At 65.8% G+C, this 23,389-nt stretch carries 25 protein-coding genes and 1 tRNA gene; 16 read left to right on the top strand and 10 right to left on the bottom strand.

The annotated features are described in order from the left end of the window. Positions 1 to 112 precede the first annotated feature (112 nt). Genes ABEA43_RS59125 through ABEA43_RS59115 form a run of 3 tightly spaced genes read left to right on the top strand, consistent with a single transcriptional unit; the run spans position 113 to position 2,998 of the window. Positions 113 to 1,309 carry a serine hydrolase domain-containing protein gene (locus ABEA43_RS59125; RefSeq protein WP_345576781.1) on the top strand — a complete coding sequence of 399 codons (1,197 nt, stop codon included), beginning with the start codon at positions 113 to 115 and terminating at the stop codon, positions 1,307 to 1,309. A gap of 39 nt (positions 1,310 to 1,348) precedes the next feature. Next, the gene (locus ABEA43_RS59120; RefSeq protein ID WP_345576779.1) at positions 1,349 to 2,515 is read left to right on the top strand and encodes a serine hydrolase domain-containing protein; all 1,167 of its coding nucleotides are present in this window, start codon (positions 1,349 to 1,351) and stop codon (positions 2,513 to 2,515) included. Positions 2,516 to 2,521: 6 nt separating this feature from the next. Beyond that, a complete protein-coding gene (locus tag ABEA43_RS59115; RefSeq protein WP_345576872.1) occupies positions 2,522 to 2,998 on the top strand; it encodes a recombinase family protein in 477 nt (158 codons plus the stop codon). A gap of 102 nt (positions 2,999 to 3,100) precedes the next feature. On the opposite strand, the gene ABEA43_RS59110 is transcribed toward ABEA43_RS59115, so the two are convergent. Continuing rightward, positions 3,101 to 3,748 carry a YdeI/OmpD-associated family protein gene (locus ABEA43_RS59110; RefSeq protein WP_345576777.1) on the bottom strand — a complete coding sequence of 216 codons (648 nt, stop codon included), beginning with the start codon at positions 3,746 to 3,748 and terminating at the stop codon, positions 3,101 to 3,103. Between the two features lie 128 nt (positions 3,749 to 3,876). Next, a complete protein-coding gene (locus ABEA43_RS59105; RefSeq protein WP_345576775.1) occupies positions 3,877 to 4,359 on the bottom strand; it encodes a carboxymuconolactone decarboxylase family protein in 483 nt (160 codons plus the stop codon). A 141-nt stretch (positions 4,360 to 4,500) separates the two neighbouring features. Here ABEA43_RS59105 and ABEA43_RS59100 point away from each other — a divergent pair, with 141 nt between their 5' ends. The 3 genes from ABEA43_RS59100 (at position 4,501) to ABEA43_RS59090 (ending at position 6,526) form a co-directional block, all read left to right on the top strand. Then, on the top strand, positions 4,501 to 5,451 hold the full coding sequence (locus ABEA43_RS59100) for a helix-turn-helix transcriptional regulator (protein ID WP_345576773.1): 951 nt from the start codon (positions 4,501 to 4,503) through the stop codon (positions 5,449 to 5,451). Between the two features lie 733 nt (positions 5,452 to 6,184). Next, entirely contained in the window at positions 6,185 to 6,307 is a 123-nt protein-coding gene (locus tag ABEA43_RS59095; RefSeq protein ID WP_345576771.1) for a hypothetical protein, read from the top strand. Between the two features lie 3 nt (positions 6,308 to 6,310). Further along, entirely contained in the window at positions 6,311 to 6,526 is a 216-nt protein-coding gene (locus ABEA43_RS59090; RefSeq protein ID WP_345576870.1) for an acyl carrier protein, read from the top strand. A 93-nt stretch (positions 6,527 to 6,619) separates the two neighbouring features. On the opposite strand, the gene ABEA43_RS59085 is transcribed toward ABEA43_RS59090, so the two are convergent. The 4 genes from ABEA43_RS59085 to ABEA43_RS59070 all read right to left on the bottom strand — a co-directional run bounded on the left by ABEA43_RS59085 (position 6,620) and on the right by ABEA43_RS59070 (position 10,294). Further along, the gene (locus ABEA43_RS59085) at positions 6,620 to 7,867 is read right to left on the bottom strand and encodes an RNA polymerase sigma factor (RefSeq protein ID WP_345576769.1); all 1,248 of its coding nucleotides are present in this window, start codon (positions 7,865 to 7,867) and stop codon (positions 6,620 to 6,622) included. Continuing rightward, positions 7,864 to 8,223, bottom strand: a complete 360-nt coding sequence (locus ABEA43_RS59080; protein WP_345576767.1) for a YciI family protein — start codon at positions 8,221 to 8,223, stop codon at positions 7,864 to 7,866. Before ABEA43_RS59080 ends, ABEA43_RS59085 begins: the two co-directional genes overlap by 4 nt. Before the next feature lie 71 nt (positions 8,224 to 8,294). After that, on the bottom strand, positions 8,295 to 9,002 hold the full coding sequence (locus tag ABEA43_RS59075; RefSeq protein WP_345576765.1) for a DUF998 domain-containing protein: 708 nt from the start codon (positions 9,000 to 9,002) through the stop codon (positions 8,295 to 8,297). An 884-nt stretch (positions 9,003 to 9,886) separates the two neighbouring features. Continuing rightward, the gene (locus ABEA43_RS59070) at positions 9,887 to 10,294 is read right to left on the bottom strand and encodes a MerR family transcriptional regulator (protein ID WP_345576763.1); all 408 of its coding nucleotides are present in this window, start codon (positions 10,292 to 10,294) and stop codon (positions 9,887 to 9,889) included. Between the two features lie 46 nt (positions 10,295 to 10,340). Here ABEA43_RS59070 and ABEA43_RS59065 point away from each other — a divergent pair, with 46 nt between their 5' ends. After that, positions 10,341 to 11,117 carry a methyltransferase domain-containing protein gene (locus ABEA43_RS59065; protein WP_345576761.1) on the top strand — a complete coding sequence of 259 codons (777 nt, stop codon included), beginning with the start codon at positions 10,341 to 10,343 and terminating at the stop codon, positions 11,115 to 11,117. Here ABEA43_RS59065 and ABEA43_RS59060 read toward each other — a convergent pair. Beyond that, complete coding sequence (locus ABEA43_RS59060) at positions 11,099 to 11,788, bottom strand: TetR/AcrR family transcriptional regulator (RefSeq protein WP_345576759.1); 690 nt, start codon at positions 11,786 to 11,788, stop codon at positions 11,099 to 11,101. The genes ABEA43_RS59065 and ABEA43_RS59060 overlap by 19 nt on opposite strands. 84 nt (positions 11,789 to 11,872) lie before the next feature. On the opposite strand from ABEA43_RS59060, the gene ABEA43_RS59055 reads away from it, so the two are divergent. From ABEA43_RS59055 to ABEA43_RS59025, 7 genes are all read left to right on the top strand, one after another. Beyond that, entirely contained in the window at positions 11,873 to 12,850 is a 978-nt protein-coding gene (locus ABEA43_RS59055; RefSeq protein ID WP_345576757.1) for a saccharopine dehydrogenase family protein, read from the top strand. Between the two features lie 24 nt (positions 12,851 to 12,874). After that, on the top strand, positions 12,875 to 13,390 hold the full coding sequence (locus ABEA43_RS59050; RefSeq protein ID WP_345576868.1) for an MFS transporter: 516 nt from the start codon (positions 12,875 to 12,877) through the stop codon (positions 13,388 to 13,390). A 42-nt stretch (positions 13,391 to 13,432) separates the two neighbouring features. Then, positions 13,433 to 14,494 carry an integrase core domain-containing protein gene (locus ABEA43_RS59045; RefSeq protein ID WP_345576755.1) on the top strand — a complete coding sequence of 354 codons (1,062 nt, stop codon included), beginning with the start codon at positions 13,433 to 13,435 and terminating at the stop codon, positions 14,492 to 14,494. Between the two features lie 41 nt (positions 14,495 to 14,535). Beyond that, positions 14,536 to 15,036: a DUF3631 domain-containing protein gene (locus ABEA43_RS59040; protein WP_345576753.1), complete on the top strand. Its 501-nt coding sequence runs from the start codon at positions 14,536 to 14,538 to the stop codon at positions 15,034 to 15,036. A 175-nt stretch (positions 15,037 to 15,211) separates the two neighbouring features. Then, positions 15,212 to 15,406 (top strand): helix-turn-helix transcriptional regulator, encoded by a 195-nt coding sequence (locus ABEA43_RS59035; RefSeq protein ID WP_345576751.1) that lies wholly within the window; start codon positions 15,212 to 15,214, stop codon positions 15,404 to 15,406. An 11-nt stretch (positions 15,407 to 15,417) separates the two neighbouring features. After that, on the top strand, positions 15,418 to 16,782 hold the full coding sequence (locus tag ABEA43_RS59030) for a tyrosine-type recombinase/integrase (protein WP_345576749.1): 1,365 nt from the start codon (positions 15,418 to 15,420) through the stop codon (positions 16,780 to 16,782). Positions 16,783 to 17,300: 518 nt separating this feature from the next. Continuing rightward, on the top strand, positions 17,301 to 17,630 hold the full coding sequence (locus tag ABEA43_RS59025; protein ID WP_345576747.1) for a hypothetical protein: 330 nt from the start codon (positions 17,301 to 17,303) through the stop codon (positions 17,628 to 17,630). Between the two features lie 236 nt (positions 17,631 to 17,866). On the opposite strand, the gene ABEA43_RS68465 is transcribed toward ABEA43_RS59025, so the two are convergent. The 3 genes from ABEA43_RS68465 to ABEA43_RS59010 form a co-directional block, all read right to left on the bottom strand. Next, positions 17,867 to 18,073, bottom strand: a complete 207-nt coding sequence (locus tag ABEA43_RS68465; RefSeq protein WP_425570645.1) for an endonuclease domain-containing protein — start codon at positions 18,071 to 18,073, stop codon at positions 17,867 to 17,869. Between the two features lie 848 nt (positions 18,074 to 18,921). After that, positions 18,922 to 20,016, bottom strand: a complete 1,095-nt coding sequence (locus ABEA43_RS59015; protein WP_345576743.1) for a hypothetical protein — start codon at positions 20,014 to 20,016, stop codon at positions 18,922 to 18,924. Positions 20,017 to 20,814: 798 nt separating this feature from the next. Further along, positions 20,815 to 20,886, bottom strand: a tRNA-Arg gene (locus tag ABEA43_RS59010). Positions 20,887 to 21,001: 115 nt separating this feature from the next. On the opposite strand from ABEA43_RS59010, the gene ABEA43_RS59005 reads away from it, so the two are divergent. Continuing rightward, positions 21,002 to 21,412 (top strand): response regulator transcription factor, encoded by a 411-nt coding sequence (locus ABEA43_RS59005; protein ID WP_345576741.1) that lies wholly within the window; start codon positions 21,002 to 21,004, stop codon positions 21,410 to 21,412. A 647-nt stretch (positions 21,413 to 22,059) separates the two neighbouring features. Beyond that, the gene (locus ABEA43_RS59000; protein WP_345576739.1) at positions 22,060 to 23,286 is read left to right on the top strand and encodes an MFS transporter; all 1,227 of its coding nucleotides are present in this window, start codon (positions 22,060 to 22,062) and stop codon (positions 23,284 to 23,286) included. The last annotated feature ends 103 nt before the right edge of the window (positions 23,287 to 23,389 follow it).

Genomic DNA, 23,389 nt, shown 5'->3' with positions numbered 1-23,389 from the left:
CAACTACCGTTGATCCAAATTGCATTAACGGGCAGTCATCATGCAACGAATATTGGCTTATGACCTGCAATTACTCTGCTGCTTCGCGGAATCGTGATTGACGATCCGTTGTATGCAACGTAGCTTTTCCGTCATCGCGAAGATCGACGACAGGGCGGGCGATCAGCCCGGCCAGCCCCCGAAGGAGACCCACATGACCACCCAGGCCACCACCCCGGCGAACCTGATCGTCCCCGGCCAGGCCGAGGTTCAGCGCCTGCTGGACGCCGCCGTGACCGAGCAGAACTACCCCGGCATGATCGCCGAGATCCGCAACGGCAGCCAGCACTGGTTCGCCTCCGCCGGCGTGGCCGACACCGCCACCGGCAGTCCCCGTACGGCGCAGGAGCAGTTCCGCGTCGGCAGCATCACCAAGACCTTCACCGCCACCCTGGTCCTGCAACTGGCCGCCGAATACCAGCTGAGCCTGGACGACACCGTGGAGCAGTGGCTGCCCGGCCTCGTTCAGGGCAACGGCCACGACGGCACCAAGATCACCATCCGGCACCTGCTCAACCACACCAGCGGCATCTACGCCTACACCCTCGACGAGGGCATGCTCGAGCGCTACTGGACGCCCAAGCTGCTGGAGCACCGCTTCGACAAGCTCACCCCCGAGGACCTGGTGAAGATCGCCGTCTCCCACCCGGTCGACTTCCAGCCAGGCCAGGACTGGGGCTACTCCAACACCAACTTCGTTCTCGCCGCCATGATCGTGGAAAAGGCGGCGGGCATGTCCTACGCCGACGCCCTCGCCTACCGCATCGCCCGGCCGCTCAAGCTGACCGGCACCTACGCCCCCGGCCACGAGACCGGCTTCCGCGGCCCCCACACCCACAGCTACTCCAAGCTCATGCTGCCCGACGCCGACGCGCCGGCCCACGACGTCACCGAGCTGAGCCCGTCCTACGCCTTCGGCGTCGGCGAGATCATCTCCACCGCCGCCGACCTCGGCACCTTCCTCAACGCCCTGCTCAGCGGCCGGCTCCTGCCGCCCGCCCAGCAGAGCGAGATGTTCACCATGACCCCTGTCCCCGACGGCAAATGGCTGGACGGCTACAGCTACGGCCTGGGCATCTCCTCGCTCACCCTGCCCGGCGGCACCACCGTCTACGGCCACGGCGGCATGATCACCGGCACCTGGTCCTACCTGTACGGCACGCGTGACGGCAAGCGCGTCGTCACCCAGAACGTCAACGGCGACTGGGGCATGCCGCCCATGGGCCTGTTCATCGACGTCCTCGACGCGGCCTTCCGCCCCGCCGTCTGACCCCCTTGACACCTCTTTCTCGATCAGCAGGAGTTTCTGATGCCCTCTTTGATGACCTTGCGAACGCTCGCCACCGCGGTGACGCTGGTGGCAGCCACCCCTCTGACGGTCGCCCCGGCGAGCGCCGAGACCCGCCCGGTGGTCCAGACCGTGCTGGATGAGACGGTGGCCGCCGGAATTCCGGGCATGGTCGCCGAGGTGCGTGACAGCGGCAGGCGTACGTTCGCCGCGGCGGGAGTGGCCGACACCCAGAGCGGCCGCCGGCGTATGCCGCAGGAACGCTTCCGCGTCGGCAGCATCACCAAGGCCTTCACCGCCACGTTGGTGCTGCAACTGGCGGCCGAGCGCAAGCTGAGCCTGGATGACACGGTGCAGACGTGGCTGCCCGGCCTGGTCACGGGCAACGGCAACGACGGCAGCAAGATCACCATCCGGCAGCTCCTCAACCAGACCAGCGGGCTCTACAACATGTACCTGGACGAGAAGATGCTCGACAAGTACTCCGGGCCCGGCTTCCTCGAACACCGCTTCGACCATGTCAATCCGGAAGAGTTGATCGCCGTCGCGATGGCCTATCCGCCCTACTTCGCGCCCGGCACCGCCTTCCGCTACTCCAACGCCAACTACGACCTCGCGGGAATGATCATCGAGAAGGCGACCGGCACCACCTACGCCGAGCAGCTCGCCGGGCGGATCGCCCGCCCGCTCGGCCTGTCCGGGACGTACCTGCCGGGCAAGGAGACCAGGATCCGCGGACCGCACCCGCGGCACTACTCCACGCTGTGGTCAGCCGACCCCGACGCCAAGACCTACGACGTCACCGAGCAGAACGCCTCCTACGCCTGGGCCGCCGGCGGCGTCGTCTCCACCACCGGGGACCTGAGCCGCTTCCTGACCGCGCTGCACGACGGCACGCTGCTGCCACCTGCCCAGCAGAAGGAGATCTGGAACACCACCATCTCGACCGAAGGGTCGGCCTGGATCCCCGGCACACGCTACGGCATGGGCACCTGGCAGCAGCAGCTGTCCTGCGGACAGACCGTCTGGGGCATGGGCGGCGCCATCAACGGCTCCTACACCTACGCCATGGGAAGCCGCGACGGCAAACACACCATCGTCACCAACATGAACGGCGACTGGAACAACCCGATCGCCGCCCTCACCAAGGCGGTCGAGACCGAGTTCTGTCCGACCGCAACCCGCTGACACCACATAACACCCGAACCGCAAGCCCCGGCCGAACGACATCGGCCGGGGCCCGCCTCGTATCGGGGTCACACCCTCGACCGGATCGGCCGCAACCTCCGCGAAGTCCTCAACCTCGTCCACGACCTGTCCGAACGCGGTGTGGGGGTGCGGTCGCTGGCCGACCCGCTACCGATCAACACCGCCGACGAGGGCATGGCACGGATCGCCTTCCTCCTCTTGGCGTTGTTCGCCGAGATGGAACGCACCTTCACCGCCGAACGCGCCGCCCACGCCCGCGCCGTGGCGGAAGCGAACGACCGGCACGTCGGACGCCCCGTCGCGCACCCCGCAGAGAAGATCGAATACACCCGGCTCCTCAAAGCCCCAGGGGACTCTCTCGAGATGATCGCCACCAACACCGGCATCCCCAAGACCTCGCTACAGCGATACCTCGCCCTCAGCCGAACCAAGAGATCACCCCAGGGCAGTGACAGGCCATGACGGGTTCTTGGGGGCTGGGTAAGGTTCCGGGTCTGGCCGAACGCCGAGCCGCCATGAGCGTGGGCTTGGAGGAGCGCGGCGGGGAGAGGCGTGGGCCCGCATTCAACTGCCGAGGGCGCGCCTTTGCGGGTGGATCGCCTCGCCGCGGGCGAGCATGTCAACGAACTGGGTGATCCGGCGGGCTCGGGTCTCGGCGCGTTTGGCGTTCGCGATCCGATAGAGAACGGCGTAGCGGTTTTGGGAGGTGAGGATGTCGAACATCGCTTGTGCCTGGGGTTTCGCGGCCAATGCGGCGGCCAGGTCGGCTGGTACCTCGATGCCGGCTTGTCCCGCGTAGGCCGCCTCCCAGTGGCCGTCGGCCTTGGCGCGTTCGACCTCCGTCAGTCCGGCCGGATGCATCCGGCCCTCGCTGATCAGACGGGTGACGATGGAAACGTTCCGCGCTGACCAGGGACTCATCCTCCCGCGAGGGGTGAAGCGCCGGCAAAAAGTGATCTCATCCCGCCGTCGTAGCCGACCATCGATCCAGCCGTGGCACAGGGCTTCGTCGAGCGCCTGGTCATAGATCAGGCTGGTGGGCCGGGTCGTGTTCTGCTTGGCGAGGACCAGCCACACCCCTGCCGAGCTGTCGTGGTGCCTGCTGAGCCACTCCCGCCAGGCTCGGGCATCGGTAACGGCCAGTTCCAATAGTTCGTCGCTCATCGTCATGTGCCCCTGATGATCACCAAAGGGATGGTTGCCGGCGGTCACCCGAAGGTGGGAGCCCAGGACGGGGGCCGGCCGGAAGTGGCGCTGGATCGGTCAGCGGTGGAACCGGCCGATCACGTCCTTCGCCACGTCGCCACCGCGGCCTCTGAACGGATGACGCCCGCCCGCCTTCACCAGGTCTTGCCGGCCTGCTCCCGGATCGTGTGGTTGATCCGGTTGAAGAAGTTGGTGATGGCGATGTTCAGGATGATCGCGGACATCTGGTTCTCATCGAAGTGGGTGGCAGCAGCGTCCCAGATCTCGTCGCTCACGCCCGGCGCGCCGTCCTGGATCCGGGTGGCGGCCTCGGTCAGCGCGAGCGCTGCCCGCTCCTGCTCGGTGAAGAACGGGGTCTCACGCCACGCGACCACGTTGTGCAGCCGCTCCTCGGTCTCTCCATGCTTCTTCGCCGACTGGACACCGGCGAACACACACGGGCTGCAGCCGTTGATCTGGCTGGCCCGCAGATGGACCAGCTCGAGCACGAGCGGGTCGACGCCACCGGCGTGAATCGCCTTGTGGAGATGCTGGATCCCTGTGATCACGTCGGGATTCGCCACGCTCTTCATGCGTGCTTCCATGGGTTTTGCCCCTCGTCGGTTACGTGCGCCCATCCGGGCCCGTCATCTCACCCGCATTGGCGGGAGGTCATCGTCGTCGTCATGGACTTTTCGGCCGAGGAGTTCTCGGTCGCCGGCGACGTTACGGTATGACCCGGTCAGAAACGGTCCTGGTCATCGAGCAGACTGTTGTCCGTGCTCAACACCTCGGCGCGGCTGCTGCGGCTGCTGTCTTTGCTGTCAACGCGGCAGTCCTGGACGTGCGCTGATCTGGCCGCCCGGCTGGAGATCACCGAACGGACGGTTCGCCGCGACATCGCCCGGCTCCGTGAGCTCGGCTACGGCATCGAATCGGAGATGGGCCCATGGGGCGGCTACCACCTCGGGCCCGGAACCAGCATCCCGCCACTGATCCTTGATGAGGAGGAGGCCCTCGCGGTCGCTGTCGGGCTGCGCACCGCCGCCTTCAGCGGAGTCTCCGGCAGCGACCAGGCAGCCCTGTCGGCGCTGCTGAAACTACGCCAGGTGCTGCCGGCCAGGATCGCCGACCGGCTCGGCGAACTGGACGCCGCATTCACCCACACCGCGCAACCCGACGACAGCCAGATCTCCCCCGCGCTGCTGCTCGACCTGGCCACCGCGTGCCGGCGAGGCGAACGCACCCAGCTGACCTACCGCGACCGGGCCGCAACGACGTCCACCCGCCGAGTGGACCCCTACCGGCTCATCTACACCGGCCGCCGCTGGTATCTCCTCGCCTACGACCTGACACGGCAGGACTGGCGCACCTTCCGTACCGATCGCATCATCGATGCCACAGCCACCGGGCAGGCCACTGCCCTGCCCGACCCGCCAGATCCAGCACAGATGGGCAGCACGGGCATCGCGCTGAGGCCCTACCCGGTGCGGGTGACCATCCGCCTGGCCCTACCGGCCGATGAGGCCCGCAGGCTGGTACCCCCAACGGTCGGCGTCCACCAGCCGGACGGCAATGACGCCACGATCATCGACATCGGCGGGCCAGACGCCGACGGCCTGGCCCGCTACCTGCTCAGCCTCGGCCGACCACTCCAGATACTGCACCCAGAAGAGGTCCGCCAGGCATTCCTCACCCGCATACAACAACTCCTCAAGGACAACCAGTAACACCAACACCCGCCGATCGCCGACACGGCTACCTGCAGGGACGGATGTTGCCAGCCACCATGAAGTGCGACTGCGATCTTGACTGTCTCAATCGAGGTTCGCTCAACGAGACACGCCGCGCCGCCGGTCGGTGGCGACGCGACCTGCGGCGATGTCGTCTCAGATAGGTGGCCCGTGAAGCTGTCCGGTGATGGAGGGCTAAACGGTATGTACTCGGCTTCGGAAACTGACGCCCGTTGTCACTTTTCGAAGTCGAGTGCACGGGTGTGCTGGGCTTTCGGGGTCAGTGCCGAGGGCTGTGAAGCACCGGCTTGTCCGTAGTCCTCTGCGCTACGGCGCCATTGTTCCGTACTCGCGGGCGCGACGGTGAAGTCCCGGCATGGATGGCGTGCCTGCGCACCACGGCGCACATCGACAGGGACGGTTCGCACCCTCCCAATCTTCGCCCTCTACCCTGCCGATGCCGCGGTAGCACCGCCAGCGGTCGGGCGGACCTTCCGCAAGCGCCATACCCAGCTCATTCTCGACTGGGAGTGATCATCGCAGTGTTTGCACCCCTGCCACTCGCTGTGCCTGTGATCTGTTGGTGGCGGCTGTGAACGACAGATGGCGGACGTAGGTTGGGTCAGCGGTGCTGCTTGCGACCCCCAGCTATAGATGGCGGCTGCGAGCCAACCCGTCTGCGGGATTGCGGGGCTTCCCAGGTTTTGCTGGCGGAAGTTCCCAGGTCTTCTTGGCTGCCGAATCGATCGCCGGCCTGGGGCCGGAGGAGCTGCGCGCGTTCCTGCTCGAGGAGGTCGGTGCGCAGATCGCCAAGGAGATGCGGCTGGCGCCCGCCGACCTGTCGCCGCATTGACCGCTGGGCGAGCAGGGGCTGGACTCGGTGCTGACGGTGGTCATCCGGCGGCGGCTGGAGAAACGGTTCCGCTGCTCGCTGCCGACGACCCTGTTGTGGCGGCAACCGACCGTCGCCGCGGTCTCCGACTACATCGCCGGGCTGGTGTCTCCGACGGCGTCCACACCCTTACTGGTTGCGGCCCCGATTCCCGCGCTTCGCGGATCCTCATTGCGCTGATCTCTTTGTCGCTCTCGGACAAGTCGCGAGGCGCTGCTGTTGGTCTTGAGGTTGTCCTTCCAGGTGCGGATCACCGCCGGCAACTCGTCGAGGTCATCGACCACTTTGGCGACAGCCCGTGGGTGGTGCGAGGCGGGCGACCTGCTTGAGCAGGTACTGCCGCTCCTGCAGGCTGCGGGTGCCCCGGGCGGCGCGAGCGTAGGCGTCGCGGGCAGCGGCCCGGTCGCCGATCTGTTCGAGCAGGTGCGCTCGGACCGAGTGCAGCCGGTGGCCGCGGGCGACCGCGCTGTCCGGGTCGAGAGTACCGAGGAGGGCGAGGGCGGCCCGGGGACCGAGGACGGCACCGACCGCGACCGCCCGGTTGAGGGTCACCGCCGGGCGGGGGTCGACTCTTTCCAGCACGTCGTACAACGCGAGAATCTGCTTCCAGTCGGTCTCGGCCGCGGTGGCCGCCTCGTCGTGCAGGGCGGCGATGGCGGCCTGGACCTGGTACGTGCCAACGGAGAACCGGCCGAGGGTGGCGTCGAGCAGCGCGAGGCCCTCCTCGATCCGGTCGCGGTCCCAGCGGGTACGGTCCTGGTCGGCCAGGGCGACGAGCCCGGCGGCGTCCACCCGGGCGGCAGACCGGGCGTCGGTGAGCAGCATGAGGGCGAGCAGGCCGGCCACCTCCCCGTCGTCGGGCACAGCGACCCGCAGCAACCGGGTGAGGCGGATCGCCTCCCGGGTCAGCTCGGGCCGGTGCGCGTCCGGGCCGGTACTGGCCACGTACCCCTCGTTGAAGATGAGATAGAGCACGTGCAGGACCACGCGGAGGCGGGACACGCGGTCGTCGGCCGGGACGGCCCCGAACCGGACGGCCGAGGACCGCAGCGTCTGCCGTGCCCGGACGAGCCGCTGGGTCATGGTGGCCTCGGGAACCATGAACGCGTGGGCGATCTCGGCGGTCGTCAACCCGCCGACGGCGCGGAGCGTCAGCGCCAGTTGCGACGTCTCGGACAGCGCCGGGTGGCAGCACATGAAGAACAGGTCGAGGTTGTCGTCGTCGTGGTGCGATACGACCGGCGGGTCGGTAGGACGCAGGACGGCATCGTCGGCCTCACGGCGACGCCGGGCGGTGTCGGCTCGGGTCACGTCGATCAGTCGGCGGGTCGCGACGGTGACGAGCCAGGCGAGCGGGCTGCGTGGCAGACCGTCGACCGGCCAGGACACCGCCGCCGCGAGCATGGCCTCCTGGGCGGCGTCCTCGCACGCTTCGAGCTGCCCGTACCGGCGCAGGAGCGCCCCGAGGACCTGCGGCGCGAGGCCGCGCAGCAGACCCTCGGGGACCGGTCGGCCGTTCACATCTCCGGAGGCGCGTCCATCACCGGACGCACCTCGACGACCCCGGCGTACTCGACGATCCGGGACGCGATGGCGGCGACCCGGGCCTCGTCGGCGACGTCGACGATCCAGTAGCCGATGAGAGACTCCTTCGCCTCGGCGAACGGGCCGTCGGTCGCGGTGACCGTCCCACCTTCGGCGCGGAACGTCTTCGCGGCGCTGCCGTCAGCGAGACCGGCCTGGAAGACCAGTTCACCCGAATCGCGCAGCTCCTCGTCGAGCCGAGTCATGAAACCGATCATCTCCCCAATCCACTCCTCAGACCTGGTGGCCATGAGGGAGGTCCCGTCACCGAACATCATGATCATGTACTTCATCGTCGTCACGTCCTTCGCGCATGTACCGGATTGATCCTGTCAGTGATGAGTCGGAGCGGATGTGCGACGGCCTACATCGTGTCGGCGGCAGGCCGCGAGACGATCCGGGCGGTCAAGAGCTGCCACGCCGCGTAGGCGAGCACGAGGACGCGTTCGGGGCCGCCGATCGGTACGTCCGGCCCGAACGTGCCGCCCTCACCTAGCAGAACGGTCTGGGCCGTCATGAACAGCACCAGCGCGACGAGCGGCAGCGGCGCGGTCCAGCGCAGGACCCGACGCGTCCGGCTGCCGGCCGGTGCCTGGCCGGCCAGCCTCAGGTTGATCAGCAGCGCGGCGACCGGCGTGGCCATGAGCGCCAGCCCGGCACCGAGCCCGTGCAGAGTGCCGCTGGTCGACAACGCGTTTTGCGGGGTGTCGATCGGGTCGGTGACGAAGACGCCGCCCACCGCCGTGGCGACCGCGACGCCCGCCAGCACCACCAGGCCGGCCCGCCCGGCGACGCCTCGGAGTCGGCCGGCCAGCGCGGCCATGAGGGACCCGTGGCTCACCGCCGATACCAGGAAGGCGGCGACCATGACCCATCCCGCGCCGCCCCGTGCGTACTCGCTTGTCGTCTGCCAGGACAGCGACACGTCGGTGCGTACCAGGTGGACGATGAGCAGTAGGGCCAGGAAGCCCAGACCGGCGGCGACCGAGACTCGCGCCGCCCGCAGGCTGCGTGGCGTCGTGGCCGGTGGGCGGCGCTCGACGGTGGTCGGCCGTGGGAGTGCTGTGGGCATCGGAGGTGTCCTTTCGTGGCCGCCCGGCGGCGGCCGTCACCGATGAGTCGGAGCGGGCACCGCAATCCCTACACGCCCACCCGCCGATGTCACGGTCCGCCCGATCCGCGGCCCCGGCGCACCCGGTACCGGCCACGGCTGGTGGGCCGCGCCCACGAGGTGTGTCGGCCTGCCTCGTGATCGGATTGGGTGTGTTGGATCCACCGGCGGCGGGCACGTCGCAACTCGGCCGCGGGCTGGTCGCCGAGCCTCGCCGCAGCAAGCGTCGGGCCTCGCCGCGTCCGTTGATGAGTGTGCTAACCCGCGGCGGGGGGCCGGGGGCCCACCCTGAGCGGCAAAGACGCTGTGCTCTACAACGCCGGAGGGGATGAGACCAGATACTCGCCGGGCGTCCGCAATAGGCACAGAACCTATGACCATGCTCCATCTGCATGCCGTAAGCGGTGCAGTACCTTGCGGAGACCTGAGCCTGCTCGTTCGGCGGAGGAGAGGGCGTCCAGGGGCGCCTGACGACGACGGTTGAATCAGCCATGTCATCTGGCGCCGTCGGTGTCGACCCGGAGCTTGGCGAGCAGCGGGCCCACAGGACTCGTGCACCGCGCAGTGTGACAGCGATGAGCACAGCCGCTGCGATGATCAGCCATATGGACATGGTTTCTTCTGATTCCGTGCAATCGCACGCTGCATCTTCCCGGCCGTCCCTCTTGGCCAGAGAGGTTTTGAGGTGCCTGGCCGCCGTGACATGTCCCGGAGAGAGGGCCAGGACGCGCTGAAAGCCAGGCACCGCCTAGCCGTAGGAGTGCGTGTGAAAGCGCGTCAACACGGCTTCGAATGCCGCGTCCACGCCACCTCTGCGAGCGGTGATATTCGCCTTCTGCAACTGCTCAACCCCGCACCGCAGGAGGGGCGACGGCCTGCTCGACGCGTTCGGTGAGCATCGCCTGGAAGTGCCGACAACTGGAGAAGTCCTCGTGATCGCAGGTCAGCGCGCAATCGAGGAGATCGAGCGAGGCTTGGGCAGCGGCGATGCGTCGTACCAGGTTCTCGCGGTGGCGATGGAGAATCACTCGGCGGGCGGCCGGTTCGGTGGTGGTGAGCATCTGGCGGAGATCCTCCAGACCGATGCCGGCTTCCCGGGCGCGCAGGATAACCGCGATCCGGTAGAGGTCATCGCGGCTGTAGCGGCGGCGATCGCCCTCGGCACGGGTCGGAGCAAGCAGTCCCATCGCCTCCCAATGGCGTAGGACGTGCGGCGCGAGCCCGAATCGGGCCGCGACGTCGCCGATGGTCATCGCCGGATTTGACTTCATGTCGACATTAAGTCGCATGGTGGCGTGCATGTCCAACGACACGGAACTCGTCAAGCTGCTCGACCTCGCCGACGCCATCCCGGCCGCTGCCATGCTGCGCGCCCGCTCGTACGACCTGCTCAGGCTACGGCCCGGGGACTCCGCCGTGGACGTGGGCTGCGGCGCGGGCCGGGCGGTGGCCGAGCTGAACGACAGGAAGGTCACGGCGGTCGGCGTGGACGTCAGCGAAGAGATGATCAGCGTTGCCCGGCAGCGTCGGCCCGATGCCGACTTCCGCGTCGGCGACGCCTACCGCCTCCCGCTGGGCGACCACGAGGTGGGCGGATACCGAGCGGACAAGGTCTTCCACGAACTCGGCGACCCGGCCCGCGCCCTGACCGAGGCTGCCCGCGTGCTGGCCCCCGGCGGCCGGATCGTGCTCACCGGGCAGGATTGGGACACCTTCGTCATCGACTCCGACCAGCCCGGCCTCACCCGGACCATCGTGCACGCCCGCGCCGACCTGACAGCCAGCCCGCGCGCCGCCCGCGGCTACCGCAACCTGCTACTGGACGCCGGGTTTCGCGAGGTGGAGGTGGAGGTGCACGTCGGGGTCTTCACCGGCAAGACGATGCTCGGCATGCTGACAGGCATCGCGCAGGCTGTGCACGCGGCCGGGATCATCAGCCGGGAGCAGTACGACGCCTGGACGGGCGAGCAAGTGCGACGAGCCGAACGGGATCGGTTGTTCCTCGCCTTGCCGTTGTTCCTCGCCTCCGCCACACGAGGCCAGGAACAGCCGGAGGGTCATTCTTCAAGCGTCTGATCGGGGCGGGGCAGGGTGGTGAGCAGGCCGGCCAGGGCGTCGAAGGCCCAGCCCCGCCAGCGCGCCCGACTCCAGCCGCGGCTGTGAACCAGCAGGTTGTACGTCTCGGGGGACAGGATCGTTAGCGCGATGTCGGCCGCGAGCTCGCTGGTGAGCCCGTCGCGCAGAGGCGTCTTGCGGGCCAGCGCTTCGGCGAAGACGCGTTGCACGGTGAGGCGTTGCCGGAGGTTGGTGGTCCAGACCTCCGCGAGGTCGGGATCGGTGGTTGCGGCGCTGCGCACGACGTCCAGGAGAGGAGCGGCACGCGAGTAGATCTCTCCGGAGCCGGCCACCTGGCGGCGGAGCTGCCCGAGCGGGGCGGGGTCGGCGATCGCGTCCCGCGCCCAGGGGCGTTCGAGAGTAGACACAGGCTCGTCGTCGCCCGCGACGGCCAGATCGAGAGCCCCGGTGAGGACGGCCCGCTTGGTGCCGAAGGCGTAATAGACGGTCTGCTCGCCCACGCCCGCCTCGGCCGCGATGGCATTGATGCTCGTGCTCGTGTAACCGGTCGTGGTGAACAGCTCGGTGGCCGCCGCGATGATGCGGGTGCGGGTCGACCTGGCCCGCGCCGTCCTCCCGTCCTCCTTCCCGGAAGTACGGTCGCTGTCATGTCGTCGTGGTGCTGTGCTCACGATTTGACTATAGCGTCACTACGAAAACATTCTTGTAGTGTGACTACGAAAATCGTAAGGGGTAGACAAGAGAGGGGCTCGCCGATGAGCGTCGTCCTGATCCTCGGCGGATATGGCGCGGTCGGCCGCGAGGCAGCCCTGGCCCTGTCAGGACGTCCCGGCACGGAGGTGATCGTCGCCGGGCGCAATCCAAGCCGGGCCCGGCCCATTCCCGGTGTGACGTCGGTTCGTGTGGACGCCGCCGACCCCGCCGACCTGGCCAGGTCGCTGGAGGGAGTCACGACGGTGCTGATGTGCGCCGAGATCGGCAACGCCCTCGTCGCCCGCGCCTGCCTGGAGCGCGGCATCGCCTACGTCGACGTGTCGGCCTCCCACGACGTGCTGACCTCGATCGAGGAGCTGGACGACCTCGCCACGGCGCACGGTACGACCGCCGCCCTGAGCGTCGGCCTCGTCCCCGGCGTCACCAACCTGCTGGCACGCGTGGTCGCCGAGCGGTCACCGGACAGCGACCTGCACATCGGCGTGCTGCTCGGCTCGGGGGAGCGGCACGGCTCGGCGGCGATCGCCTGGACGCTGGACAGGCTGGGCGTGCTCGAAGGCTCGTGGACGATGGCCTTCCCCGAGCCGTACGGTGCCCGTAGCGTGCATCGCTTCCCCTTCTCCGACCAGTACACGCTGCCCGGGACGATCGCTGTGCCGTCCGCTCGCACCGGCCTGTGCCTGGACTCCCGCCTCTTCACCACGCTCCTGGCCGCAGCCCGGCGGCCCGCCATCGCAGGGTTGCTGCGCCGTCCCCGGATGCGAGAGCTGCTGCTCAAGACGCTGGCGAAGGTCCACCTCGGAAGCGACGGTTTCGCTGTGACAGTCAGCGCCGGCGAGGCTCAGGCGTCCTTCAGCGGGCAGTCACAGAGTCATGCGACCGGTCGCGCAGCCGCGTTGCTCGTCCGCCACCTGCCGGGGTTGCCGGCCGGCGTACGCCATATCGAGCAACTGGTGGAGCCGATCGCCTTCCTGACCGAACTGGCCGTCGACGGGTTCGTCCTCGACGTCGATGGCTGAACCGCGCGGGAGGCGGGCAGGCACCTGATCGGGAGGCTCGGCGGGCGGCCGGTGACGGTGGCCTCGTTCGTACTGACGGCGGCGGGCGCGGCGCTGATGACCCGCATCTCGCCGGACGCCAACCCGTACGTCACGCTGCTGCCCGGGTTCGTACTGGCGGCGCTCGGCATCGGGTCGGCGTTCGTGACAGCCACCACGACGACCATGGCCAACATCCCGCCCGGCGAGAACGGCGTCGCCTCCGGCATCATCAACACCCTTCACGAGCTCGGAGGCTCGATCGGCATGGCGGTGGTCTCGACCGTGGCAGCGGCGAGCCTGGCGTCCGGCAGCACGGTCAGCATCGGCGGGTTCGTCTCCGGGCTGACATTGTGCGCGGTGGTCGCCGGCGTTGCGGCGGTCGTGTCGCTCGGCCTGGTCCCGCCGGGCCGGCCCGCGGCGGCCTTCGTCGGGTATGGGCACGGACAGGGATGGTGGCCGGCCAGGCCGAGGAAGATCGGAAGGCGTCGCCTCGCGGGCCAGCCGTGTGCGGTGCCATAACTCGTCTACGGCATCTGACCTGGTCTTCTATGCTCAGCGCTCGTGTTCCTACGCCTCCTGTATCTGCTGATGGTCCGGTTGTTCGGCTGGCTGACGCTCCTCACGCGGAGCGACGCATCCAAGGAGTTGGAGATCCTGGTGCTGCGACACGAGGTCGCTGTGCTGCGCCGTCAGGTCGCCCGGCCGAGACCGGACTGGGCCGACCGGGCGCTGCTGGCCGCGCTGGCACGGCTGCTGCCCAAGCGGCTTCGGCTCCATCGAATCGTGTCACCAGGCACCTTGTTGACCTGGCATCGCCGGCTGGTCACCAAGCGCTGGACTTACCCGAACACGGTCGGGCGCCCGCCGGTCCCGGACGAACTGCGAGATCTGGTGCTCCGGTTGGCCCGGGAGAATCCGCGATGGGGGCACCGGCGGATCCGGGGTGAACTGCTCGGCCTCGGCCATCGGGTCGGGGAAGGCACCATCCGCCGGATCCTTGCCACGGCTGGCCTGGGCCCAGCGCCCCGGCGGGCGTCACCGACCTGGCGGCAGTTCCTGACCTCCCAAGCCTCCGGCATCTTGGCCTGCGACTTCATGCACGTCGACACTGTCTTCCTCAAGCACCTGTACGTCTTGTTCGTCATGGAGATCCAGACGCGCCGCGTGCACATTTTGGGCGTCACCTCCAACCCCACCGGTACATGGACCACCCAGCAGGCCCGGAACTTGTTGATGGACCTGGGCGAACGTGCCGGCAGCTTCAGGTTCTTCATACGGGACCGTGACGGCACGTTCTCTCGATCGTTCGATGAGGTGTTCGCTGCCAGTGGTGTGCGGATCATCAAGACACCTGCCCGCTCACCGCGGGCGAACGCGTTCGCGGAGCGATTTGTCGGAACGCTACGCCGAGAGTGCCTCGATCACCTGCTGATCTACGGTGAACGGCACCTACGCAGGGTCCTGGTCGAGTATGAACGCCACTTCAACGATCACCGCCCGCATCAGGGCCGTTCGCTCCGCCCGCCGTTGCACGATCCCAACGAGGTGATCGACATGACCGCCCAGATCCACCGTCGAAGCACCGTCACCGGGCTGATCAGCGAGTACCGCAGAGCAGCCTAACCGCCCTGCGAACGCCCAGCTCAGCAACAGTATTCACCGTTTTGGCACCGCACACCCTCGTCATCGTTGCCGACCATGCGGGGGAGAACTGGCCGGATCGCGCCCGCACCGCCACATTGACCCTCACCGCTGAGGCCGACGACAACGACCAGGCCTCGGCCCGTGTACGGCTGCTGACCAATTGCCGGACTGCGTTCGGCCCCGAGACCGCACTCCCTACCGCCGTGTTGTTGGAGCGGCTCAAGAGCGACCCTGAGAGCGGGTGGGGAGAGTGCGGCCCGGCCGGACTGACCGCGATGAAGCTCGGCACGATGCTGCGCGAGTACGACATCCGCTCAGGCAACATCCGCTTCCCCAACGGTCAGCAGGCCAAGGGCTACCAGCGAGCCGACTTCGCCGACGCCTGGGCCCGCTACTGCCCCAGCCTCGGCCCCGTCCCAGACGCCGACGTCGTACCGATCGAGAGGGACAACCGTCCCAGCCGTCCCAGCCTCGTCACCGCAGGTCAGAGCGGGACGGCTCCGATCGCCGGGACGGCATGACCCGTCCCACCAAAACAAGCCGTCCCAGGCTTGACCTGCGGAAATGACCCTGGGACGGCTGGGACGGCTCACCCCCACCCAACCCCCCGCGAGCACCCTCGGCGACCAGCCGCCAAGCACAACCGCCGAGGCATCACCCAGCACCGATCACGATGCCCGAAAGGCAACCACCACCATGACAACGCGTCCCAAAGTCCTGCTCACCATCGCCGAGGTCCTCGACGAGATCGACGTCCCGAAATCCACCTTCTACCGCTGGCTGAACACCGGCCGCGGGCCAAGGTCCCTGAAACTCCCCAACGGCAAGCGCAAGGTCCGCCGCTGCGACCTGGACGCCTGGCTCACCACCTTCGAGCAGACCGCAGCCTAGGAAGGGGCGACATGCAGACTCACGACGTCGTGATCTGGAGCATCCGTAATCGCAAGGGCCGCGCCAAGCCGTACCAGCTCCGATGGAAGGTCGGCACAGAGCCGAAGTCCAAGGCGTTCCTGACCAAGGCGCTCGCGGATAGCTTCCGCGCCGACCTGCTCAAGGCTGCGAAGAGAGGTGAACCCTTTGACACGCTCACCGGCCTGCCTGCCTCCATGACGAAGACGGAGAAGGCTGCTCTGAGCTGGTATGACTTCTGCCGGAAGTACGTGCGCATGCGCTGGAAGGGTGCTGCTGCCAAAACCCGCGAGGCCATCGTGGACAGTCTCACGGTAGCCACGTTCGCCCTCCTAGCCGATGAGGCCGTCGGCCTCTCCAAGAAGGAGATCAGAGCCGCGATGCAGTGGGCCCTCCTACCACGCCAGGAGCACGACGCGGCTCCGCCTCATCTCGGCTACGCCGTTCGCCTCCTCCAAAAGGGCACCGTCAACGTGAGTGACCTCGCAGACCCCATCATGGCGCGCAATATCTGCGAGGAACTCACCCTCACACGCGACGGCAAACGCGCGGCGGCCGACACGACGGCCCGGCGGCGGCGCGGCCTCAACACCGCTCTTGAATACGCGGTCGACCTCGGCGAGCTGGCTGAGAACCCACTCAAGCGCGTCAAGCAGAAGAAGGTGGCAAGGGACAACACTGTTGACCGGCGATGCGTGGTCAACCCCGTCCAGGCCCGCGAACTCCTCGTGAGCCTCTCCTACGTTGGTAGCTGGCATCGTGCTCGAGGACGCCGCCTCGTGGCGTTCTTCGCCACGCTGTACTTTGCTGGTCTCCGTCCAGCCGAGGCGATCGGGCTCCGAGAAAGCGACTGCCATCTGCCGGATGATGGATGGGGGTTGCTCACTCTCGAAGTCACCCGCCCAAGCAGCGGCAAGCAATGGACCGACAGCGGGACCGTGCACGACCAGCGCGGGCTCAAGCAGCGAGAGGAACGCGAGGTCCGGCCCGTGCCGATCCCGCCGGAGCTGGTTCGCATTCTGCGAGCGCACCTCCGAGAGTTCGGCACAGCCCCGGACGGACGGTTGTTCCGCAATGAACGTGGTGGCGTTCTCGGCGCCTCGACTTACTCACGAGCCTGGGAAGAGGCCCGTCGCTTCGCCTTGACCCCGCGGCAGGTCGCCTCGCCACTCGCCGGAAAGCCTTACGACTTGCGCCACGCCGCCCTGTCCACGTGGCTCAACGCAGGTGTTGACGCGACCGTGGTAGCGGAGCGCGCCGGCAACAGCGTGGAGGTCCTCCTCAAGCGGTACGCCAAGTGCCTCGATGGGCGTAACGACCAGATCAACCGCCGAATCGAGGCTGCCCTGCAAACATAATCAAGCTCAAATCAAAGGAAACTGAGTATCCAACCCGCCTTGTCCGCACGGGCCATCGCTGGTGACCACAGTGGAGTCGGACTGCCGACGCGCCACCCTTCAAGCGAACAAGCGACCTACTCGACTGATTGAAACCGTGTCGGGGCACGTTTGGACGGTGACGCGGATGCGTCGATGTGGGGACTTTGCTCTCACCTCAGCTTCGGTCGCCCGGGTGCGGATACCTGACGACGGAAACTTCAGCGGCGACCGCCTCAATCCAGGTCGAAGGACGGCGAAGCCATGAGGCGTCACGGCCTCAGCCCTTCTGGTTGATGCGCGCACCGCTTGCCATTCTTGTTGCCTGAGTAACGAACCACAACTCGCAATGTCCTGATCTGCAGGGATGGCAAGCGGTCCCGCTCGATGCCTGACGACTGCTGCCACCGTTGGTGAAGACAGGTAGCATGTGTTCGGCGGTGTTCCTGTTATTGAGTGCGGCCGCAGGAAAACCGGAGCCAGAGCTAAGGAGAGGCGCAATGAGCCATGAACTCAACCATTCTCGTTACATTGGCAGCCGCCGCGGATTATCGGAACATGAAGAACGACGCATCAAGCGGATCGAGCAGCGGGCGAAGTCCAGTAGTCGGAAGATGCGGGAGCGGAGAGAGCGAAAACTTGAAGAAATAGAACAACTGCGGCTTCTGATGGCGTCGGAGCGAAAGGCTGGACGCTATGAAGAAGTCCTGGCGATTTGGCCAAAGGCGAACCGGCTTATACTCTCACTCTATATCCGCTCTCATGCAGTCAAGCTAATTCCTTACATTGAGATGGAAGCACACTACCAATGGGCGTCAAGTTGTAAGTGATCCCCCTAAATCTGTTGGCGTTGGGCTGCACATTTTGAACCCAGTCGGCTGAGCCTTAGCTAGTCATGACCATAATATATTGATGCAGTTGTGCCCAGCCCGCCCCGCTGGGCTTCGCCCGTAAAAATCTATGATAGAGGGCACGTATACGCCACCGCTTTAATCTTATGAATCGCCTAGAGCAGATGAAACAGGGGTGAAATAAAGACCGCCCTGCTCGGGTAATGGTGGGCGCATCAATCTGGATCAGTTGACAGAACTTGATGAACCTCTAGGTAGCGGATCGCAGCATTCAGGCGCCCGATATTGTCTTTGAAGTGTCCCAGGCCAAGATTGCATGACCGGCAAAGAATGCCTCTGACTCGACCATTAGTGTGGTCGTGATCAACGCAGGGCACCAGGTCGCTCTCGCTCGGATCGAAAACCGCAGAGCAGAAGAGCATGTGAAGTCCTGGTCCGCGAGCAATTTTTTGAAATCCTCAAGCGTGAGCCCATAGTTCACGCGCAGCCATCTCACGCGCTCCTTCTCCGCAAAGCATTTCCGGCAGACTCGGGCTTCGCCATTGAAGTACCAGCCGTGCTCTTCAAATAGATGACCATTTGCGCATTGAGGAGTGTCCTCCCAGGATTTGCGACGCTTCCATTCGTGGGCACTAGCGTCACCACCTTTGCTGCGCACATGTGAAGCAGCCTGGCATGCCCTGCATACACGACGATCTCTACGATCGACATAGAGGGTTTCCTCTGTCCACTCGTGGCCGTTTGCACAACGTTCACCATCGTCATCACGCTTTTTGCGCCCTTTATACTGGCCGGCCTCGCCGAGAGGCGACCGTCCTGGGCGAGGTGTTGACACCTCAAGATGTCCCGGAAAAACGCATAGCTTGTTGCCGCACGTCTGCCTCACCTGCTGTCCCTTACGCAGCTCCCCCACTTGGCTCTCGTACATCCAACGATGTATACGAATTTGGCGCTGCTTTCCCTCCTCCCGCCACAACTTCCGATCCGCGGTCTGCGGGAAGCCTTCCTTTCCCAGAACGCCAGTCCAGATAAGGCACTCACCGCTTCGGGTGCAGTTCTGCACCACAAAGTCGTAGGTTAAGTCATCAAGGTCAATCCGCTCATATTCAGGCGTACCATAGCGCGCGTCCCTCCGATAGCACGGCTGGCACATTCCTCGACGAAGAGGCTTGTATGCCTTTCCACAAGCCGAACAGCTCTTATCTTCTCCAGCAGGTATGTAATTCTTGCGCTCCATGAACAAATCACTCCAAGGCTTGCTATGGCCGATCTAACGTTGCTCACCAAGAGGAACCTCTGTCGGCGATTCCGCCTCTTCGCGTTCCCAAGGTGGCGGGACGCGCTTTTCCATTAGGCGATCGAAGGACCCTGCCGCCTCCAAATCATGCTGCTCAAGATAGCTTCGCGCATCAGCACGATCGTCTTCGTTAAACTCGGCAAGCTCACGAAGAGACTCCTCCTCTTCTTCAAGATGATTGCCTTGATGTAGAGCTACAACGATCGCCCCCATCCACCCTCCTTCAGACTGAGGAGGTTCCTTTAGTTGCGACAAGCGATCCGCCACAGACTGCACTAATGGAATTACAGTGAACCCGAGATAGGCGGAAGTTGCGAGGATCTCCACGGTTCGCCTGTGATGAATCAATGCCTGGATCAATAGCACCGTCGCAATGAGCAATGTCGCACATACGAGCCAGATCGACCCGTTAAGTGGGAAAATTATGCCGAGAGTCACGATCGGCGGGGCTATTGCTAGTCTCAGTTCCGATTCGGCTTGGATGCGATCAAACTCCTGATATTGGGGAGACGCAGATTGAGACAACTGTGCGGCGGAGTGTCTCAAATCTCTGATTCCGGCTTCAATTGGAAAGATATATGTCGCCATTCCGGGTACGCCAGCCTTGTGAAGTGAATTCGCAATGGCATCGATTGTAAGCGAACGGGCCAAAATGCTCATCGGTCGAGCTGAGAATTCGACTCCTCTGATCACCCTGAACAGGCGATATGGACGCCTGGCTTTCAGTTGGAAGGTGCCATCTGGCCTTGTGGCAGGTCGATTCTCCTTGGAGGCGGCCCAAGCTAGTACCTTATTGATTGCATTTCCGACCAGCTTGACTAGAGGGCTTAATATCCCCGTCGCCACGTTGCCCAGCAGGTATGAAAGGAAAAGGATTGCCGGAATAGTAAATCCATCAGGCCATCCAGAAGTCAACTCTTTGATTGCGAGTCCAGCTTCTGAAGTGGCTAGTAACTTATCTCTATATGGCGCTAATATAATCACGGCGACTCCGAGCCAGAGCACGCCCGCAAAGAGAGGAGCGCGAAGTGCGCGAACGCCAGGAAGCAAGGAACTAAGTATCTCCATGAAGGCCCATCCATATACGTGGTATGCAGACGTCTCGGTGGGGAGATGGTAGGTCTGCAACGCACTGATCTCAACATGGCCGATCACGCCGCCTGCTGTCGAACCCACCGCTGAGCGGTAGCTGGATTGCTGGGCATGCCTGGACATATGGCGCGCGAGGTAGTTGAGCGCGTGAGCGGTGCCGGCCAGAGAGTTTCGCAGAGCGGCTAGTGGACAGCTACTCGAAGCCATGACGCTGCAAACGGTAGACCCTTGATACTGCAATGCGAGAAAGTCGTTGATCAGCGAGGATCTTTACTGGCTGGAGCGCATCACCACCCAGGCATACGAACACCCCGTCGGAGCGTCGGCTACGGGTGCCGTGTCGGTGCCTGCGGCCGTCCCGCACTAGTTGCAGGCCGCAGCAGAGCAGGATGCCTTCCTGCGCGCCCGCTAGGCGACCGTTCACGACCGGCTCAAGGGCCTTGGTCGAGCAGTTTCCACGGCTGTGGGGAGTCTTGTCGGCTGCCGCGAGTTCATCGCCTCCAGCGCATAACGAGCGATCTCGCATGGCTCGTGGCCGCTGACGAGTGATCAACACTCGGCGAGATGGAGTCTGCTGATCACACCCGGAGAAGCACAGGTGGCACGCAGCCTTCTTGTCGATTGGTGACTTAGAGGGAGCTCGATCATGGTCCACAACTGGTCCACAGCCAGTGAGCTACAACGAGTACGGGCGGGACTCCGTGAGACTGGAGGCCCGCCCGTACCTGTGATGTTTGCCCTGGTCAGCGGCCGGAACCGCTGCTCAAGATCGAGTGCCCCCTGTAGGATTCGAACCTACGCACCCGGCTCCGGAGGCCGGTGCTCTATCCCCTGAGCTAAGGGGGCTCGACGAGTCACAAGGCTATCAGCATCGTGGGACCACTCGGCACAGGATAAAGGTCCTCGAACACTTCGCGGGAAACCGCCCGTGACGGGCTTGCTACAGGTTAGCTTTGCGCCCGTGGGCGAGGTTCTTGGCAAAGTACTGGTTGTGGACGATGACGAGGTCATCCGGCAGCTCATCGCGGTCAACCTGAACCTTGAGGGGTTCGAGGTCGCTACCGCCACCGATGGGCAGGACTGTATCAACAGAGTCCTTGACGTCATGCCGGATGTCATCACGCTCGATGTGATGATGCCGTACCTGGATGGGTGGGCGACGGCGCAGAAGTTGCGGACGGAGGAGGCGACGAGCCACATCAAGGTGGTGCTGATCACGGCCCGGGCGCAGGATGATGACAAGCGCCGGGGGCGGGGGATCGGGGTTGATGCCTATCTGACCAAGCCGTTCGATCCTGCTGAGTTGATTCAGGTTGTGCGGGATCTGGCGGTTGCGGGGCAGGCGCAGGGTCCGGGGCGCGGGCTGGTGTGAAAAGGCGTTGAGGCGCTCTTGTGGTGGGTGCTGGTGGTTGATCGGTGGTGTGCAGGGCTGTGATGAAGGCGGTCGTGGTCGGTGGGTCGGGGGTCGCCGAACGTCGCGAGGTAGGTGCGGCGTCGGACGGCGGGTAGTTCGCGGGCGATGACTCCGTCCGCATGGTGTGAGCGCGGGGCGAGGCCCGGCTTGGCAGAACTCGATCGGATCGGTGCGTCAGTTGGGGCAGTCTGCGATCCATGTCCAGGTGGGTGGTGAGTGTGGCTCCGGGGTGCTGGCAGAGCAGGTACAGCGGGGTGTTGGGCAGGTGGAGTTCGATGTTCGGGTACGACCTGTGCAGTGCTGTGGCCACCCCCCGGGAAACAGGACGCTCGGGCTGAGCTGAGGGCTGCGAGGCGGACCTGGCCGGTTTGCAGGCCGAGTTCGGTGTCGGCCGCGGCGGCCCGGCCGATGATTTCCGTCGCGCGGCGGGCGTGCCAGGACGCGGAGCCTGACGATGTTGAGCATTCATCAAGCCTGTCTATGGGTTTTCGCTGATAGTGGCATTGGACGCATAAGAGCTCTCAGGTGCAGGCTCGTCGGTGAGACCAAGCGCTGGTGGATCCCTGGGAAAGGGGTCTCGCCATGGCTGGAGGAGATCGGCTGCTATGCGTACTTATCGGGAACTGTTTCGGGCGCCGGAGTTCACGCCGCTGTTCGTGGCCTCGTGCGGGAACGTCGCCTCGACCACGTTGACCGGGCTCGCGCTCGCCACGCTGGTGTACGCCCGTACGGACTCGCCGCTGCTGGCCGCGTTGAGCATGTTCGGGCCGTCGTTCGCCGAGCTTGTGGGCGCCACCACGCTGCTGTCGGTGGTCGATCGGGTGCGGCCGCGTGCGGCGCTGACGCTGATCGCGCTCGCCGGCGGCGTCGCGAGCTTGGTGCTGGCCATGCCGGGGATGCCGTTGTGGGCGATGTTCGTGGTGATCTTGGCGATGGGTCTGGTCGGCTCGGTGGGTGGCGGTGTCCGGTACGGGCTGCTCAATGAGATCGTGCCGCGGAACGGGTATGTGCTCGGCCGCTCGGTGCTCAACATCTCGGTCGGCGCGATGCAGATCGCCGGCTTCGCGCTCGGGGGCGTTCTGCTGGCGGTGGTGTCGCCGCGGGCGACGCTGATCATCGGTGCGGCGTTGTCCTTCGGTGCGGCGCTGGTGCTGCGGTTCGGGCTCAGCGCGCGTCCGGCTCGGGTGGCCGGGCGTCCGTCCGTCGCGGCTACCTGGCGGGTCAACCGGCATCTGTTGTCCACTCCGGAGCGCCGCGCGGTCTATCTGGCGATGTGGGTGCCCAACGGGCTGGTGGTGGGATGCGAAGCGTTGTTCGTGCCGTACGCGCCACAAGGTGCGGCCGCGCTGTTCGTGGCGGCGGCGGTGGGGATGCTGCTGGGCGATCTGGCCGCCGGGCGGTTCCTGTCGCCGGAGGCGCGGAGGCGGTTCGTCACCCCGTTGCGGTTCTTGCTCGCGCTGCCGTACCTGTTGTTCGTGCTGCCGCTCGGCACGCCGATCGCGGCCGGTGTGGTCGCGGTGGCGTCGATCGGGTTCGCGTCCACGTTGCTGTTGCAGGAGCGTTTGATCGCGCTGGTCGGTGATGAGGTTCGGGGGCAGGCGCTGGGGCTGCACGGCACCGGCATGAAGGCGGCGCAGGCGGTCGGCGCCACGGTGGCCGGGCTCGTCGCGCAGTATCTGCCCGCGGGTGCGGCGATGGCCGTGATGGGGCTGGCGTCGCTTGTTGTCACCGCGGTGCTCAGTCCAGGTCTGCGGCTGGAGGGCGGGGGCCGCCGCTCTGCCCAGGTGAACGCGGCCGTCCAGCCCATACCTGCGGCTGCGGAACGCGGCTGAGCCACTCCTGTCTGGGGGGCGGAAGGCCGTAGAGGTGAAGGAGTGCGTACGGGGGCGTGGTTCTCCGTACGCTGGCCGCATCACCTCTTCGAAAGGGCAAAAC

Origin of the sequence: Nonomuraea rosea (assembly GCF_039539705.1) — a bacterium.
Taxonomy (GTDB): domain Bacteria; phylum Actinomycetota; class Actinomycetes; order Streptosporangiales; family Streptosporangiaceae; genus Nonomuraea; species Nonomuraea rosea.
This window is presented reverse-complemented; position numbering and strand designations above follow the sequence as displayed.

Excerpts from the sequence above, each read along its gene's own strand:
- ABEA43_RS59125 (WP_345576781.1), top strand. The coding sequence starts at position 113 with ATGCAACGTAGCTTTTCCGTCATCGCGAAGATCGACGACAGGGCGGGC.
- ABEA43_RS59120 (WP_345576779.1), top strand. The coding sequence starts at position 1,349 with ATGCCCTCTTTGATGACCTTGCGAACGCTCGCCACCGCGGTGACGCTG.
- ABEA43_RS59105 (WP_345576775.1), bottom strand. The coding sequence starts at position 4,359 with ATGGGCGCACGTAACCGACGAGGGGCAAAACCCATGGAAGCACGCATG.
- ABEA43_RS59080 (WP_345576767.1), bottom strand. The coding sequence starts at position 8,223 with ATGAAGTACATGATCATGATGTTCGGTGACGGGACCTCCCTCATGGCC.
- ABEA43_RS59075 (WP_345576765.1), bottom strand. The coding sequence starts at position 9,002 with ATGCCCACAGCACTCCCACGGCCGACCACCGTCGAGCGCCGCCCACCG.
- ABEA43_RS59070 (WP_345576763.1), bottom strand. The coding sequence starts at position 10,294 with ATGACCATCGGCGACGTCGCGGCCCGATTCGGGCTCGCGCCGCACGTC.
- ABEA43_RS59065 (WP_345576761.1), top strand. The coding sequence starts at position 10,341 with ATGTCCAACGACACGGAACTCGTCAAGCTGCTCGACCTCGCCGACGCC.
- ABEA43_RS59055 (WP_345576757.1), top strand. The coding sequence starts at position 11,873 with ATGAGCGTCGTCCTGATCCTCGGCGGATATGGCGCGGTCGGCCGCGAG.
- ABEA43_RS59035 (WP_345576751.1), top strand. The coding sequence starts at position 15,212 with ATGACAACGCGTCCCAAAGTCCTGCTCACCATCGCCGAGGTCCTCGAC.
- ABEA43_RS59030 (WP_345576749.1), top strand. The coding sequence starts at position 15,418 with ATGCAGACTCACGACGTCGTGATCTGGAGCATCCGTAATCGCAAGGGC.
- ABEA43_RS59025 (WP_345576747.1), top strand. The coding sequence starts at position 17,301 with ATGAGCCATGAACTCAACCATTCTCGTTACATTGGCAGCCGCCGCGGA.
- ABEA43_RS68465 (WP_425570645.1), bottom strand. The coding sequence starts at position 18,073 with ATGCTCTTCTGCTCTGCGGTTTTCGATCCGAGCGAGAGCGACCTGGTG.
- ABEA43_RS59015 (WP_345576743.1), bottom strand. The coding sequence starts at position 20,016 with ATGGAGATACTTAGTTCCTTGCTTCCTGGCGTTCGCGCACTTCGCGCT.
- ABEA43_RS59000 (WP_345576739.1), top strand. The coding sequence starts at position 22,060 with ATGCGTACTTATCGGGAACTGTTTCGGGCGCCGGAGTTCACGCCGCTG.